Origin of the sequence: Azospira sp. (assembly GCF_030247495.1) — a bacterium.
In the GTDB taxonomy this organism is placed as follows: Bacteria; Pseudomonadota; Gammaproteobacteria; order Burkholderiales; family Rhodocyclaceae; genus Azospira; species Azospira oryzae.
Window position 1 is genome coordinate 184,365 of record NZ_JAOTRW010000009.1, and the last position, 12,758, is coordinate 197,122.

Annotated in this window: 15 protein-coding genes; 7 read left to right on the top strand and 8 right to left on the bottom strand. The window is 70.4% G+C overall.

Translation table 11 applies throughout. The features are described from left to right. Positions 1–17 precede the first annotated feature (17 nt). Positions 18–443 carry a nitrogen fixation protein NifQ gene (locus OEL49_RS14580; protein WP_130459793.1) on the top strand — a complete coding sequence of 142 codons (426 nt, stop codon included), beginning with the start codon at positions 18–20 and terminating at the stop codon, positions 441–443. Here OEL49_RS14580 and OEL49_RS14585 read toward each other — a convergent pair. The 3 genes from OEL49_RS14585 to OEL49_RS14595 all read right to left on the bottom strand — a co-directional run bounded on the left by OEL49_RS14585 (position 411) and on the right by OEL49_RS14595 (position 3,175). After that, positions 411–1,859 (bottom strand): tetratricopeptide repeat protein, encoded by a 1,449-nt coding sequence (locus tag OEL49_RS14585; RefSeq protein ID WP_287875357.1) that lies wholly within the window; start codon positions 1,857–1,859, stop codon positions 411–413. The two genes, OEL49_RS14580 and OEL49_RS14585, sit on opposite strands and share 33 nt — an antisense overlap. A gap of 180 nt (positions 1,860–2,039) precedes the next feature. Next, a complete protein-coding gene (locus tag OEL49_RS14590) occupies positions 2,040–2,381 on the bottom strand; it encodes a zinc ribbon domain-containing protein YjdM (RefSeq protein ID WP_014235670.1) in 342 nt (113 codons plus the stop codon). A gap of 365 nt (positions 2,382–2,746) precedes the next feature. After that, on the bottom strand, positions 2,747–3,175 hold the full coding sequence (locus OEL49_RS14595) for a TOBE domain-containing protein (RefSeq protein WP_014235671.1): 429 nt from the start codon (positions 3,173–3,175) through the stop codon (positions 2,747–2,749). A 213-nt stretch (positions 3,176–3,388) separates the two neighbouring features. Between OEL49_RS14595 and OEL49_RS14600 the strand changes: the two genes are divergently transcribed. The 6 genes from OEL49_RS14600 (at position 3,389) to modD (ending at position 8,454) form a co-directional block, all read left to right on the top strand. Further along, entirely contained in the window at positions 3,389–4,207 is an 819-nt protein-coding gene (locus tag OEL49_RS14600) for a TOBE domain-containing protein (RefSeq protein WP_014235672.1), read from the top strand. 45 nt (positions 4,208–4,252) lie between these two features. Then, complete coding sequence (gene modA / locus OEL49_RS14605; protein ID WP_014235673.1) at positions 4,253–5,032, top strand: molybdate ABC transporter substrate-binding protein; 780 nt, start codon at positions 4,253–4,255, stop codon at positions 5,030–5,032. A 125-nt stretch (positions 5,033–5,157) separates the two neighbouring features. After that, positions 5,158–5,838 (top strand): molybdate ABC transporter permease subunit, encoded by a 681-nt coding sequence (gene modB, locus OEL49_RS14610; protein WP_014235674.1) that lies wholly within the window; start codon positions 5,158–5,160, stop codon positions 5,836–5,838. Next, positions 5,828–6,925, top strand: a complete 1,098-nt coding sequence (modC, locus tag OEL49_RS14615; RefSeq protein ID WP_014235675.1) for a molybdenum ABC transporter ATP-binding protein — start codon at positions 5,828–5,830, stop codon at positions 6,923–6,925. Before modB ends, modC begins: the two co-directional genes overlap by 11 nt. Positions 6,926–7,138: 213 nt before the next feature. After that, positions 7,139–7,525, top strand: a complete 387-nt coding sequence (locus tag OEL49_RS14620; protein ID WP_014235676.1) for a NifB/NifX family molybdenum-iron cluster-binding protein — start codon at positions 7,139–7,141, stop codon at positions 7,523–7,525. A gap of 38 nt (positions 7,526–7,563) precedes the next feature. Further along, the gene (modD, locus tag OEL49_RS14625) at positions 7,564–8,454 is read left to right on the top strand and encodes a ModD protein (protein WP_014235677.1); all 891 of its coding nucleotides are present in this window, start codon (positions 7,564–7,566) and stop codon (positions 8,452–8,454) included. Here modD and OEL49_RS14630 read toward each other — a convergent pair. The 5 genes from OEL49_RS14630 to OEL49_RS14650 form a co-directional block, all read right to left on the bottom strand. Beyond that, complete coding sequence (locus OEL49_RS14630) at positions 8,451–9,281, bottom strand: TOBE domain-containing protein (protein WP_014235678.1); 831 nt, start codon at positions 9,279–9,281, stop codon at positions 8,451–8,453. The genes modD and OEL49_RS14630 overlap by 4 nt on opposite strands. A gap of 168 nt (positions 9,282–9,449) precedes the next feature. Next, positions 9,450–11,366, bottom strand: a complete 1,917-nt coding sequence (locus tag OEL49_RS14635; protein WP_014235679.1) for a sensor domain-containing diguanylate cyclase — start codon at positions 11,364–11,366, stop codon at positions 9,450–9,452. Between the two features lie 81 nt (positions 11,367–11,447). Further along, on the bottom strand, positions 11,448–11,927 hold the full coding sequence (locus tag OEL49_RS14640; RefSeq protein ID WP_014235680.1) for a hypothetical protein: 480 nt from the start codon (positions 11,925–11,927) through the stop codon (positions 11,448–11,450). Between the two features lie 19 nt (positions 11,928–11,946). After that, positions 11,947–12,441, bottom strand: a complete 495-nt coding sequence (locus OEL49_RS14645; RefSeq protein ID WP_130459782.1) for a hypothetical protein — start codon at positions 12,439–12,441, stop codon at positions 11,947–11,949. Continuing rightward, positions 12,432–12,755, bottom strand: a complete 324-nt coding sequence (locus OEL49_RS14650; RefSeq protein ID WP_205229681.1) for a (2Fe-2S) ferredoxin domain-containing protein — start codon at positions 12,753–12,755, stop codon at positions 12,432–12,434. Before OEL49_RS14650 ends, OEL49_RS14645 begins: the two co-directional genes overlap by 10 nt. Between the last annotated feature and the right edge of the window lie 3 nt (positions 12,756–12,758).

Sequence of the window (12,758 nt, forward strand, 5' to 3'; positions counted from 1 at the left end):
CGCCCCGAGCCGCCGCCATGGACGCCGCCCACTACCTGGCCCTGATGGACCTGGGCCGTCTCGCCCGCCTGCCCCGGGCGCGGGACGACGAGTACGAGGACCTGCTGGCCCTCCTGCTCGACCATGGCAGCGGACCGGAGAGCCGGCCCCTGGCCGCCGCCGTGGCCAAGGGCTGCCTCGGCGACAACCACCTGTGGCAGGACCTGGGCCTGCCCCACCGGCAGGCCCTGTCGGACCTGCTGCGGGAACACTTTCCCCGGCTTTTCGCGCGCAACACGGGCAATATGCGCTGGAAAAAGTTCTTCTACCTGCAACTGTGCGAGCAGGCCGAGATCCGCGCCTGCCGCGCTCCCTCCTGCGGCGTCTGCGCCCATCTGGCGGAGTGCTTCGGCAACGAGGACGGGCCGGCCCTAGGCACCCTCTCCGTGAGCGCCCACCTCTAGGGCAGGGGTCCCGCTGTCAGGAGTTGCACCGTCAGCCCAGGCCGCCAGTTCCCCGGCCACCCGGGACACCACCTCGTCCCAGTCGCCCCGCCGCTCCTGGCGGAACAGGCGCATCACTCCCGGATACCAGGGCGAATCCTGGCGCCCTTCGAGCCAGCGCCAGTCGGTCTTGTAGCGGGGCAGCAGCAGCCAGCAGGGCACGCCCAGGGCCGCCGCCAGATGGGCCACCGCCGTATCCACCGCAATCACCAGATCCAGGTTGGCGATGAGGGCCGCCGTGTCGGCGAAGTCCGTCAGCTCCGAGCCCAAGGCGGCGATGTGCATGCCGGCCGGGGGCCACAGGGCCTCTTCCTCCGCCTCGCCCTTCTGCAGGCTGACCAGGGCGATGCCGGGCACCGCCGCCAGGGGCGCCAGGGTCCACAGCCCGGGCAGGGAGCGCTCGCCGTCGTTCTCGAAGCGGGGATTGCCGCGCCAGGCCAGACCCACCCGCAGGCCTGCCGCCGGCAGGCGCCGCCGCCAGGCCTGGCGTTCAGGGGCGCCAGCCTGCAGATAGGGCAGGGCGGCGGGAATGCTGTCCACCCGGGTGGCGAAATGGCGGGGCAGGCTCATCAGGGGCACCCAGGCATCCCAGTCGCCCCGGGCGCCGGGCAGGTCGGCCAGGGGAATCACCCGCTCCACCCCCGGCAGGGCAGCGAAGAGGCGCACCAGGGCCGGCTGGCAGACCAGGCTGAGACGGGCGCCCCGGGCCTCAAGCAGGGGCAGGTAGCGGCAGAACTGGATCATGTCGCCGTGGCCGGCCTCGCACAGCACCAGCAGGTGGCGCCCCGCCGGCGCCTCGCCGCGCCAGCGCGGGCAATGGGCGTGGGCCGCCAGTTCCCGGTACCAGGGCCGGGCCTCGAGGCACTCCCAGCCCGCCTCGTAGCGCCCCTGGCGCAGCAGCAGGTAGGCCAGGTTGATGTGGGCCGACGGCCGGTCCGGCTCCAGGCTGAGGGCCTTCAGCAGGCAGCGCTCGCCCTGGGCGAAATCCTCCAGGCAGATGCAGGCTGCCCCCAGATTGACCCAGGCCGCCGCCGCCCCGGGCAGCAGGGAGAGGGTCTGCAGGCACACAGGCAGGGCCTCCTCGGCCCGCCCCCGGGACAGCAGCAGGCCGCCCAGGTTGAGCCACACCGGCCCCAGGCCGGGATCTTCCGCCAGGGCGCGGCGGTAGGCGGCCTCGGCCTCCGCCCAGGCGCCCCGTTCCTCCAGCACATAGCCCAGGTTGGCCCGGGCCCGGGTCAGCTGGGGCGCCAGGGCCAGGGCCTGGCGCAGGTGCGCTTCCGCCTGCTGCCCCTGCCCCGCTTCCAGACAGGCGATGCCCTGGTGGTAGAGGCGTTCCGCCCGGGCGGCTGCGCTGGCGGAGATGGGGGGCAAAGTCATGGCAGCGGCGGCGGACCCTGACGGTGGGCGCCGTAAGTATGGCGATGCGGAAAATTTAGGGGCGGTCCCCGTTAAGTAGCTGACGGCCTCGGTAAAAGAATGTAAAGCCGCAAAAACAAAGGCCCGCCGGAGAGGCGGGCCTTGCTGCGGCGGGACCGGCGCTGCCGGTGCCTATACGACTCAGACCTTCTTCAGGAAGCAGGCCTTGAGCATGAAATTGCCCTGGTCCAGCTTGCAGTCCACCTCGTGGTCGCCGCCACTCACCAGACGGATGCTCTTCACCTTGGAGCCCTGCTTGAGGACGATGGAGGAACCCTTGACCTTGAGGTCCTTGATCAGCACCACGGCGTCCCCGTCGTTGAGGACGGTGCCGTTGGCGTCCTTGATCACGGCGTCGGCTTCCTCTTCCGCCGCCGCACCGGCCTGGGGCCATTCAAAACCGCAATCGGCGCAGACGTAGTTGTCGCCGTCCGGGTAGGTGTTTTCCAGGGTGCATTGGGGGCAGGCGGGCAGGTTGGACATGGGGTTCTCCAGTTAACAGGGACGGGATTTTAACCGATCGCCGCCCTCCCCCGCCCAATCACCGGCATGCAGAAGGAATTCCGGCCTCCCGGCATCCGCCATCCGTACTATGATCCAGACAGTGCCGGCATCGCGCCGGCACCCTCATTCAAGGAGCAAACATATGGGCAGCAAGGACAAGAAGAAGGAATCCAAGGGCAAGAAGCCCCAACCCAAACCGGCAACCTGCCGCGCCTGATCCGGCGCACCCGGAGCAAATTTCCCCCAAAGGGGAAGCGGCCAGCACTCCTCGCCGCAGGAGTCGATGCCGCAAAATAGAAAAGCCGCCCACGGGCGGCTTTTTCCTTTTCTGCTGGCCGAAAAACTCAGGCCGGCACGCCCAGCACCACGTGACTGGCCTTGATCAGGGCGGTGGCCGGGCTGCCTTCCCTGAGGCCCAGTTCGGTCACCGCCTCGTTGGTGACCACGGCGTGCACCTGGGTGCCGCCGGCCAGGGCCAGCACCACATCGGTGTTGATGGCGCCCCGGGAAATTTTCTGCACCGTGCCCTTTAGCTGGTTGCGGGCGGAGAACCTCACCTCGCCGTCGTCGGCCATGAGGATGACCCAGGGCGCCTTGACCAGGGCGAAGGCTTCCTTGCCCAGGGCCAGGCCCAGTTCCCTGACGCTGGCCTGGGTGACGATGGCGACCAGCCGGTCACCGCCGTCGGTGGTGATTTCGACCTCGGTATTGATGGCGCCGGCCGTGAGGGCGCTCACCTTGCCGGAAAAGACGTTACGGGCGCTGGTCTTCATGCTGAACTCCTTTTTGATCCGGGTTATTTTCAATTGCGCTATTTACTACATAATATCGCGCATGGTTCTTGCGTGATGAAGCGCAGTCTAGGTCGTTCCGTTGCATAAGTTCAACCATAGCGCTGCAAATCCCCGCGGTGGTGCATCAATGATCGCCCGCGCACCAGAATGGCTATGTAGTTTTGTATATTTCGTGACAAGGAAGAGGCTGTGATGTCCCAAAATCAACAGAAGCTGGTGGGCAAGCTGGCCCTGGAAACCGAGTTCGGCCCCTTTCTCGGCGACACCCGCATCCGCCTGCTGGAGGCCATCGACACCCACGGCTCCATTTCCCAGGCGGCCAAGGCCGTGCCCCTCTCCTACAAGGCGGCCTGGGATGCGGTGGATGCCATGAACAACCTGGCCGACGAGGCCCTGGTGGTGCGCAGCACCGGCGGCCGCCACGGCGGCGGCACCCTGCTGACTGACTACGGACGCAAGATCATCGCCCTCTACCGGGCCGTGGAGCAGGAATACCAGGGCGCCCTGGACCGCCTCGCCGGCCATATGGCGGAAATCAGCGAGGGCGACGTGCGCCAGTTCCAGTCCCTGCTGCGCCGCCTCTCGGTGCGCACCAGTGCCCGCAACCAGTTCGTCGGCAAGATCGTCGGCCTGCGCGACGGCGGCGTGGATTTCGAGGTGCGCATCGCCCTGGATGAATCCACCGAGCTGGTGGCCATCATCACCAGGGAATCCTCGGAGAACCTGGAACTGGCCCTGGGCAAGGAGATCTGCGCCCTGGTCAAGGCCTCCTCCCTGATGCTGCTGACCGAGGGCGCCGGCCGCATCACCGCCCGCAACCAGCTGTGGGGCGAGATCAGCCACATCCACGACGGCCCGGTGAATGCCGAGGTCACCCTGACCCTGCCCGGCGGCAAGACCCTCACCGCCGTGGTCACCCACGGCAGCATCGAGTCCCTGGAACTGGTGCCGGGCAAGAAGGCCTGCGCCTTCTTCAAGGCCTCCAGCGTGATCCTCGCCGCCACCGCCTGATTCCCGCTTTTCCCAATCCCCTTTCACGACCTTCGGAGAACCGCCATGACCCTGCCCCGCCGTTCCGCCGCCATCCTCGCCACCGCCCTCCTGGGCGCCTTCGCCGCCACCGCCGCCCAGGCGGACGAGGTGCAGGTGGCCGTGGCCGCCAACTTCACCGCCCCCATGCAGAAGATTGCCGCCCAGTTCGAGAAGGACACGGGCCACAAGGCGGTGCTGTCCTTCGGCGCCACCGGCAAGTTCTATTCCCAGATCAGGAACGGCGCCCCCTTCGAGGTCTTCCTCGCCGCCGACGACGAGACCCCGGCCCGACTGGAAAAGGAAAACGGCATCCTGCCCGGCAGCCGCTTCACCTACGCCATCGGCAAGCTGGTGCTGTGGAGCGCCAAGCCGGCCATCGTGGACAACCAGGGCGAAGTGCTGAAGAAGGGCGGCTTCGATCATCTCTCCCTGGCCAATCCCAAGCTGGCCCCCTACGGCGCCGCCGCCGTGGAGACCATGAAGGCCCTGGGCGCCTACGACACCCTGGCGCCCAAGTTCGTGCAGGCCGAGAACATCGCCCAGGCCTACAACTTCGTCGCCACCGGCAACGCCCTGCTCGGCTTCGTCGCCTATGCCCAGGTGCTGGACGAGCACGGCCAGCTCAAGGGCGGCTCCGTCTGGCTGGTGCCGGGCAAGCTGTACAGCCCCATCCGCCAGGACGCCGCCATCCTGGAAAAGGGCACCGTCAACGGCAAGGCCAAGCCCGCCGCCGAGGCCCTGGTCAAGTATCTGAAGGGCGACAAGGCCAGGGCTGTGATCAAGACCTACGGCTACGACCTCTGAGTCACCCCCTTGGGCCGGGCGGGGCGCCAGGCGCCGCCCCGGCCCCCTTTTGCGCCGGCTGCCACAATCACCACCTGCACCGCCCTTCGGCCATACTTACCTGACCCGACTGCCCCACGCCGCCCATGCCCTTCGGTCCCGATGATTGGAACGCCGTCCTGCTGACCCTCAAGCTGGCCGGTACCACCACCCTCCTCCTGCTGCTCTTCGGCACGCCCATCGCCTGGTGGCTGGCCCGCACCCGCTCCTGGCTAAAGGGCCCGGTGGGGGCCGCCGTGGCCCTGCCCCTGGTGCTGCCGCCGACGGTGCTCGGTTTCTACCTGCTGGTGACCCTGGGCCCCAACGGCCCCATCGGCCAGCTGACCCAGTCCCTCGGCCTGGGCCTGCTGCCCTTCACCTTTCCCGGCCTGGTGCTGGCCTCCGTGCTCTACTCCATGCCCTTCGTGGTGCAGCCCCTGCAGCAGGCCTTCGAGTCCCTGGGGGAACGGCCCCTGGAGGCGGCCGCCACCCTGCGGGCCTCGCCCTGGGACACCTTCTTCTCGGTAGTGCTGCCCCTGGCCCGGCCCGGCTTCGTCACCGCCACCATCCTGGGCTTCGCCCACACCGTGGGCGAGTTCGGCGTGGTGCTGATGATCGGCGGCAATATCCCGGAAAAGACCCGGGTGGTCTCGGTGCAGATCTACGACCACGTGGAGGCTCTGGAATACACCCAGGCCCACTGGCTGGCCGGCGGCATGCTGGTCTTCAGCTTCCTGGTGCTGCTGGCCCTCTACGGCAGCAAGGCAAGGAGCCGCCATGGCTACTGAAATGCCCAACGACGATCAGGCCATTCGCGCCCGCTTTCACATCGCCTACGGGGAATTTTCCCTGGCGGCAGACCTGACCCTGCCGGGCCGGGGCGTCACCGCCCTGTTCGGCCACTCCGGCTCGGGCAAGACCACCCTGCTGCGAGCCATCGCCGGCCTGGAGCGCCACCCCGGCGCCTACCTGGAGGTGAACGGCGAGGTGTGGCAGGACGGCGACCACTTCCTACCCACCCATCGTCGCCCCCTGGGCTATGTCTTCCAGGAGGCCAGCCTCTTTCCCCACCTCAGCGTCGAGGCCAACCTGGACTTCGGCCGCAAGCGCCTGGCCGCCGCCGAACGGCGGGTGGACCTGGCCCAGGCGGTGGAACTGCTGGGCATCGGCCACCTCCTGGCCCGCCGCCCGGACAAGCTCTCCGGCGGCGAGCGGCAGCGGGTGGCCATCGCCCGGGCCCTGCTGGCCTCGCCCCGGCTGCTGCTCATGGACGAGCCCCTGGCCGCCCTGGACGGCAAGCGCAAGGCCGAGATCCTGCCCTATCTCACCCGCCTGCGGGAGGAGCTGGACATCCCGGTGCTCTACGTCACCCATTCCCCCGATGAAGTGGCGCGCCTGGCGGACCACCTGGTGCTGCTGGACAACGGCCAGGTGGCGGCCAGCGGCCCCCTGGCGGAAACCCTGGCCCGTCTCGACCTGCCCACGGCGGTGAGCGACGACGCCGGCGTGGTGGTGGAAGGCCTCGTGGCCGGCCACGATGCCGCCTACCACCTGCTGGCCCTGGATTTCCCCGGCGGCCGGGTGCAGGTGGCCCACGGCCCGGAAAACCCGGGCAAGCGCCTGCGCTTCCAGGTGCGGGCCCGGGACGTCAGCCTCTCCCTCTCGGAACGGGACGACAGCTCCATCCTCAACCGGGTGCCGGCCACGGTGGCCGCCATCGCCGACGCCGACACCCCGGCCCACGTCCTGGTACGTCTGGAAGCCGGCGGCACGCCCCTGCTGGCCCGCATCACCCGCCGCTCCCGGGACCAGCTGCAACTGCAGCCGGGGAAAAACGTGTGGGCCCAGATCAAGGCCGTGGCCCTGCTGGCCTGAGGGCTGCACGGCTGGCGAAGGCGACCGCCAGGCCGCGACTCGGGTTTTCTGCAGGCGCTGCCCGCAACGGCAAGCGGGACGCCACTATTCAGCATGGCATCGTCGAGAAGGCCGTCCCTTCTGCCTCCCAGACCGGCCCTTGCAAGGAAGGCGAAGCGGTACGGAATTCGCTCTGAAGAGCCATCCGCCTCCCTTTGTAGGATTTCCGACACCATGAAAATCGCCATCGCCGCCAAGGATTTCGCCACCGTCTCCAGCCATGCCGGCCAGGCCCGCCAGTGGCTGCTCTACGACTGCCGGCCGGGTGCGCCCCTGCCCGCCGGGGAACGCATCGAGCTGGCCAAGGAACAGGTCATCCACCACTTCGACGACAACGGCCCCCATCCCCTGGACGGGGTGGAAGTGGTCATCGCCGCCAGCGCCGGCGACGGCTTCATCCGCCACATGGCCAAGCACGGCGCCCAGGTGCTGCTCACCGGCGAGACCGACCCGGCGGCGGCCCTGGCCCGGGTGCTGGCCGGCGAGGTGCTGCCCGACACACGTTTCGACCCGACCCTGATCCTGTGCAAGCTGAAGGACCTGCTCACCTCCCGCCACTAGCCGCGCCCCCGGCGCGGCGCCAACGACGAAAGCCCGCCATGGTTGCCGCCGCTCCTCTTTCCCATCCTCATTCCCCCTCCGCCACGCCTGCGGTCGACACCGACTGTGTCCTCGGCGACGCCGACCTGACCCGGCTGCTGGCCGACGACGTACCCCACGGCGACCTCACCACCGCCGCCCTGGGCATCGGCCCCCAGGCCGGCCGCCTCGACTGCCGGGCCCGCCAGCCCATGACCCTGTGCGGCGTCGAGGAGGCGGTCCGCCTGCTGACCCTGGCCGGCTGCGCGGCACGCCCCCTGGTGGCCAGCGGCGAGGCCCTGGCCGCCGACGCCCCCATCCTGGAAGCCCAGGGCAGTGCCGCCGCCCTGCACCGGGCCTGGAAAAGCGCCCAGGTGCTGCTGGAATGGAGCAGCGGCCTGGCCAGCGCCGCTACCGAACTGGTGGCCGCGGCGGCGCCCCTGCCGGTGGCCTGCACGCGCAAGACGCCGCCGGGCAACAAAGCCCTGGCGGTGAAAGCGATGCGCTGTGGCGGTGCCGTCATGCACCGCCTGGGCCTCTCCGAGTCCCTCCTGCTCTTCGCCGAGCACCGCCGCTTTCTCGCCGAGCCCCCCGCCGCCACCGCGGCCCGGCTCCATGGCGCCCTGCCGGAGCACAAGCTGGCGGTGGAGGTGCATAGCGCCGAAGAGGCCCTGGTCTGGGCCCGGGCCGGCGCCGAAATCCTGCAACTGGAGAAATTCAGCCCCGCCGCCGTCACCGCCTGCCGCGACCTGCTGGCCAGCCACGAGCTCCGCCCCATCCTCGCCGCCGCCGGCGGCATCCACCCCGGCAACGCGGCGGCCTACGCCGCCAGCGGCGCCCGCCTGCTGGTCTCCTCCTGGCCCTACAGCGCCCCGCCCCGGGACGTGGCGGTGAGCCTGGTGCTGGTCTAGCCGACGAGACCCAGCAGCACGGCCGAGGGACGGAAGGCGATCCAGGCCGGCTGGCCCGGGGCGAAGGGTTCGGCCAGGTCGGCGCCGGCGTTGGCGACGCCGGTGAGGCCGTGGCCCAGGTCCACCACGATCTCCCGCCGTTCGCCGCTTTCCTGGATGCGCTGGACGATGCCGCCGAGGCGGTTGTAGTCGGCGTAGTCACTGCCTTCGCCGCTGCCCAGCACCAGGGTGGCCGAGGCCTTGACCAGGGCCACCAGTTCCTGGCCCGGAGCCAGGCCCAGGCAGCGGGTACTCTCCGGGGTGACGCTGGCCCGCAGCAGGCGACCGCCGGGCAGGGCCAGCAGCACCTGGTCGAGCAGGGGCCCCTGCTCCACCGCCTGCACCCGGCCGCAGAACTGGTTGCGGGCGCTGGTGCGCACCGCCACCCGTTCCAGCAGTTGCAGATCCGCATCGAAATGGCCGCCGCAGCGCTGGCGCAGCAGTTGCCGTTCCTCCGCCAGTGCCACCAGCACCATGGCCAGGCGCCGGCCCCGGGGCGTCAGGCGCAGGCGGCCACTGCCTTCCCCACCATCCTCTGCCTCCCATTCGGCCAGGCGTTCGCCGGCCAGATTGTTCAGTTCCTCGGCGGCGCGGCGGGCCTCCCCGGCGGCCTCCGCGCCCACCGCCAGGGCGTCGGCCACGGCGGCCCGCTCCAGCCAGGCCAGACGGTCGTGGCCGGCGGCCACGGCAAAGGGACCGGGAATACCCGCCACCGGGTACAGGCGCAGGGGCGCGACCCGGTCGGGGCTGAGTTGATCGGCAATGTCGCTAACGGGCTGGTCGTTCATGGCGGCTTTCCTTCGTTATTTTTCGAATATATAACGATTAGCAAAGCCCATGCCGGACAAGGACTTAGGGGAATTTCCCGGCAATGGCGGGAATGGGGGCGCCCCGGGGCCGGGTGCCGGGCCCCGCCTTGGGTCGCCCGGAGGACCCCGCGCCCCAGGCCAGTGCGCTCAGGCAGCGGGGGGCTGCCAGCCTTCCCAGGCCAGCCGGTCCCGGCCGCCGGCCTTGGCGGCATAGAGGGCGGCATCGGCCCGGTGCATCATGGCCTCCAGGTCGTCCCCCGGACCGGCCAGGAGGGAGGCTCCGATGCTGACGCTGAAGGACAGTTCGCCCTGGGCCAGGGGCAGCCGCACCTGGCGCACCGCCTGCAACAGGCGCTGGCCCAGCTGGTGGGCCCCGGCCGGCGGCGTCTGCGGCAGCAGCAGGCCGAATTCCTCGCCTCCCAGGCGGCCGAAGACGTCGCTCTGGCGCAGGCCGCCGCCGATGGCACGGACCAGGGCCTGGAGCACCTGGTCGCCCACCGGGTGGCCGTGGCTGTCGTTGATGTTCTTGAACTTGTCCGCATCGAGGATGAACAGGGCCAGGGGGTGATCGTGGCGCCGGGCCAGGGCCACCAGGCGCTCGGCCTCGGCGGTGAAGGCGCGGCGGTTGAGAATGCCGGTGAGGCCGTCGGTGGTGGCCAGGCGCTGCAGCTCCTCTTCCACCGCCTTGCGTTCGCTGATGTCGCGCAGGATGCCGACGAAAACCCGCCCCCCCGCCAGTTCCGTGCTGCCGATGCTCACTTCCACCGGGAATTCGCGGCCGTCGGCGGCGCGGGCCAGCATCTCGCGGCCGTGGCCGGCCCCATCGGCGGCATGGCCGGCGGCCGCTTCCGCCAGCAGGGCGCGGTGGATCGGCACCGTCTGCTCCGGCATGAACTCCTCCACGCTGCGGCCCAGCAGTTCCTCGGCGCGGAAACCGAAGAGCCGCTCCGCCGCCCGGTTGAATTCCAGCACCCGGCGTTCCTGGTCGAGGACGACCACCGCGTCCATGGCGGTGTCCATGAAGGTGCGGGCCTGGGCCTCGCGCTGGCGCAGTTCCGCGGTGCGCTGGGCCACCCGGGCCTCCAGGCCCTGGTTGGCTTCCCGCAGGGCCTCCAGGGCGCGGCGGCGGCGCAGCAGTTGGTGGTAGGCAAAATAGGCCAGGGCCGCCAGGCCAATGTTGCTGCCCAGGGCGATGACCCAGTAGCTGGGCAGGCTGTCCCGCCACGGCGCCAGCACCCGGGCCTCGTCAGCGGTGGCCACCACCAGCACCGGGTAGCGCTCGGAGCGGGCAAAGGCGCCGGGCCCCACCACGTCGCCGATGACCCGGCCGTTGTCGAAGGGGCCGTGGGGTGCCGCCAGGATGGCGCGGGCCAGCCCCGGGTCGGCCAGCCAGTTGCGTTCCAGGCAGTCGGGACCCAGGGGCAGGCAGGCCAGGGCCCGGCCGTCTTCCAGCAGCAGGTGCAGGGCGAAGCCGGGGGGCAGGTCCTCGTCTTCCAGCAGGCGGCGCAGCTGCTCCGGGTTGATGCCGCCTGCCACCACGCCGAGGAGGCGTTCGCCGTCGTTCTCGACGCGGCGGCTGACGGGGACGAAGGGCTCGTTGGAGTGGGGCGAGCGCTGGGCCGGGCCGATGTACAGGCCCATCTCCCAATGACGCAGGGGGAGCTGGTAGAACGGCCATTGGGAGACGTCGTCCACGTCGCTGGCGGGGAAGCGGTCCGACAGTTCGGCGATGCGGCCATCGGTCCCGGCCAGCATCAGCCAGTTGAGGCCCGGGGTGATGGCGTGGCGGCGCAGCAGCAGACGGTGCAGGTAGAGATCGGGCCGGCGGGAGAGGCCGCCGTGGGCACCAATGGCCTCGCCGATGCCGGACAGGGTGCGGTCGTAGGTATCGAGCAACTGGTCCATGCGGCCCAGCAGCACCTTGGCGCTGGTGTGCAGGGTGGCGTGGGCCCGGGCCAGGGTTGCCTGCCGTTCGTCCTGGGCCAGGAAGTACAGGCGCAGGTCGATGCCGCATACCAGCAGCAGCACCAGGGCGATCCAGCGCCAGCTTTCCTTGATGGCCATAAGACGTCTTCCCGGGAGTGGTTTTTGAGGCCAGTCTAGGGGAAACGGGGGCAAATTACAGCCCGGGGAAAACCACGGGCGCTACCCGGGGGATGCCCGGGGAAAAGCCAGCACCGTGGCGGCACCGGGCTGCACCCACTGGGCCGTCAGGGCCTCCATCCAGCGCACCAGGGGACGGGCCAGGTAGGCCGGCAGGGGCACCCGCTGCAACTGCCCGGACCACAGCCCCAGCCAGGACTGGCGCAGCCCTTCGTCCAGCGCCAGGGGGCCGTGGCGGCCCCACAGGCGGACCCAGGCGATCACCGCCCGCTGCCGCTGGCGGCCGGCCAGGCCGTGCACCACCAGCTCGGCCAGTTCGCCGGCGAGGTCGGAGAACTCATCCACCTCCAGCTGCCACACCGCCGCCAGGGGCCCGGCCTGGAGGGCTTCCGCCAGGCGCAGGCAGAGCCAGCGCAGCTCGTCCTCGCCGACGGCGGCGACGATGCCGGGCAGGGGCGGCGGCAGGTGCAGTTCGGGGCAGGCCGCCCGGGGCGGCGCCTGGCTGGCCGGAGCAGGAACCATGGACGCGCCGGGCCGCCCTTTACGCCGTCGCCGCGGCCACCGCCCGGACCGGGCCGGCGCCGATGCGATCCTCCGGGTCCAGGCGCTGCAGCTGGTCCAGGTAGGCCCGGGCTTCCTCCGGGCGCTGCTGGCGCAGCAGGGTGAAGGCCAGGGCCTTGAGGGAGAAAAGATAGAAGCGGGGCGCCGCCGCCAGGGGCTCGGCGAAGCGGGCCGGGGCCGGCGCATCCAGGGGAAAGCCGGCGGCCTGGGCGCTGGCCGCCAGGCCGGCCCGCATCCACTGTTCCGCCGCCTCGAAGTGCTGGCGGTAGAAGTGGAACTTGTACAGGGCCAGGTACACGGCGAAGTGGAAGGGGGACTGGTGATGGGCCCGGAGGATGAGGAACTCGGCCCGCCGTTCGTCGTCGCAGGCGGCGGCTTCCTGCAGCAGGGCCGCGGTGGCGGCGGGGAGGTCGCCGCAGTAGCCGGGGATGCTTTCGCCGCCGGCCGGGTCGCCGTCTTCCAGATCTAGTCCCATACTCCGGCGGGAGCCCGCAGCCGTTCCAGGGGCTCGTCGAATTCCAGATGCTGGTCGAAGATTTCCCCGGCGTCGCCGGGCTGCACGTGCTGGTACAGCACCCCGTCCGGATAGACCAGGACGTGGGGGCCGCCGTCGCAGGGGCCGAGACAGCCGCAGGCGGTGACGGCAAAGCGGTCGAAGGCGTTGCGGCTGCCCAGCTCGTTGAGGAAGGCCTGCATCACCGCCTGGCCGCCGCTCTGCATGCAGCTGCCCCGGGGATGGCCGGGGGGCCGGCCCTGGGTACAGACGAAAACGTGCTTCTTGGGTTTCATGGC

What these genes read in the sequence shown, in the direction of transcription:
- OEL49_RS14580 (WP_130459793.1), top strand. Translation starts at nt 18, where the DNA reads ATGGACGCCGCCCACTACCTGGCCCTGATGGACCTGGGCCGTCTCGCC.
- OEL49_RS14585 (WP_287875357.1), bottom strand. Translation starts at nt 1,859, where the DNA reads ATGACTTTGCCCCCCATCTCCGCCAGCGCAGCCGCCCGGGCGGAACGC.
- OEL49_RS14590 (WP_014235670.1), bottom strand. Translation starts at nt 2,381, where the DNA reads ATGTCCAACCTGCCCGCCTGCCCCCAATGCACCCTGGAAAACACCTAC.
- OEL49_RS14595 (WP_014235671.1), bottom strand. Translation starts at nt 3,175, where the DNA reads ATGAAGACCAGCGCCCGTAACGTCTTTTCCGGCAAGGTGAGCGCCCTC.
- OEL49_RS14600 (WP_014235672.1), top strand. Translation starts at nt 3,389, where the DNA reads ATGTCCCAAAATCAACAGAAGCTGGTGGGCAAGCTGGCCCTGGAAACC.
- modA (WP_014235673.1), top strand. Translation starts at nt 4,253, where the DNA reads ATGACCCTGCCCCGCCGTTCCGCCGCCATCCTCGCCACCGCCCTCCTG.
- modB (WP_014235674.1), top strand. Translation starts at nt 5,158, where the DNA reads ATGCCCTTCGGTCCCGATGATTGGAACGCCGTCCTGCTGACCCTCAAG.
- modC (WP_014235675.1), top strand. Translation starts at nt 5,828, where the DNA reads ATGGCTACTGAAATGCCCAACGACGATCAGGCCATTCGCGCCCGCTTT.
- OEL49_RS14620 (WP_014235676.1), top strand. Translation starts at nt 7,139, where the DNA reads ATGAAAATCGCCATCGCCGCCAAGGATTTCGCCACCGTCTCCAGCCAT.
- modD (WP_014235677.1), top strand. Translation starts at nt 7,564, where the DNA reads ATGGTTGCCGCCGCTCCTCTTTCCCATCCTCATTCCCCCTCCGCCACG.
- OEL49_RS14630 (WP_014235678.1), bottom strand. Translation starts at nt 9,281, where the DNA reads ATGAACGACCAGCCCGTTAGCGACATTGCCGATCAACTCAGCCCCGAC.
- OEL49_RS14635 (WP_014235679.1), bottom strand. Translation starts at nt 11,366, where the DNA reads ATGGCCATCAAGGAAAGCTGGCGCTGGATCGCCCTGGTGCTGCTGCTG.
- OEL49_RS14640 (WP_014235680.1), bottom strand. Translation starts at nt 11,927, where the DNA reads ATGGTTCCTGCTCCGGCCAGCCAGGCGCCGCCCCGGGCGGCCTGCCCC.
- OEL49_RS14645 (WP_130459782.1), bottom strand. Translation starts at nt 12,441, where the DNA reads ATGGGACTAGATCTGGAAGACGGCGACCCGGCCGGCGGCGAAAGCATC.
- OEL49_RS14650 (WP_205229681.1), bottom strand. Translation starts at nt 12,755, where the DNA reads ATGAAACCCAAGAAGCACGTTTTCGTCTGTACCCAGGGCCGGCCCCCC.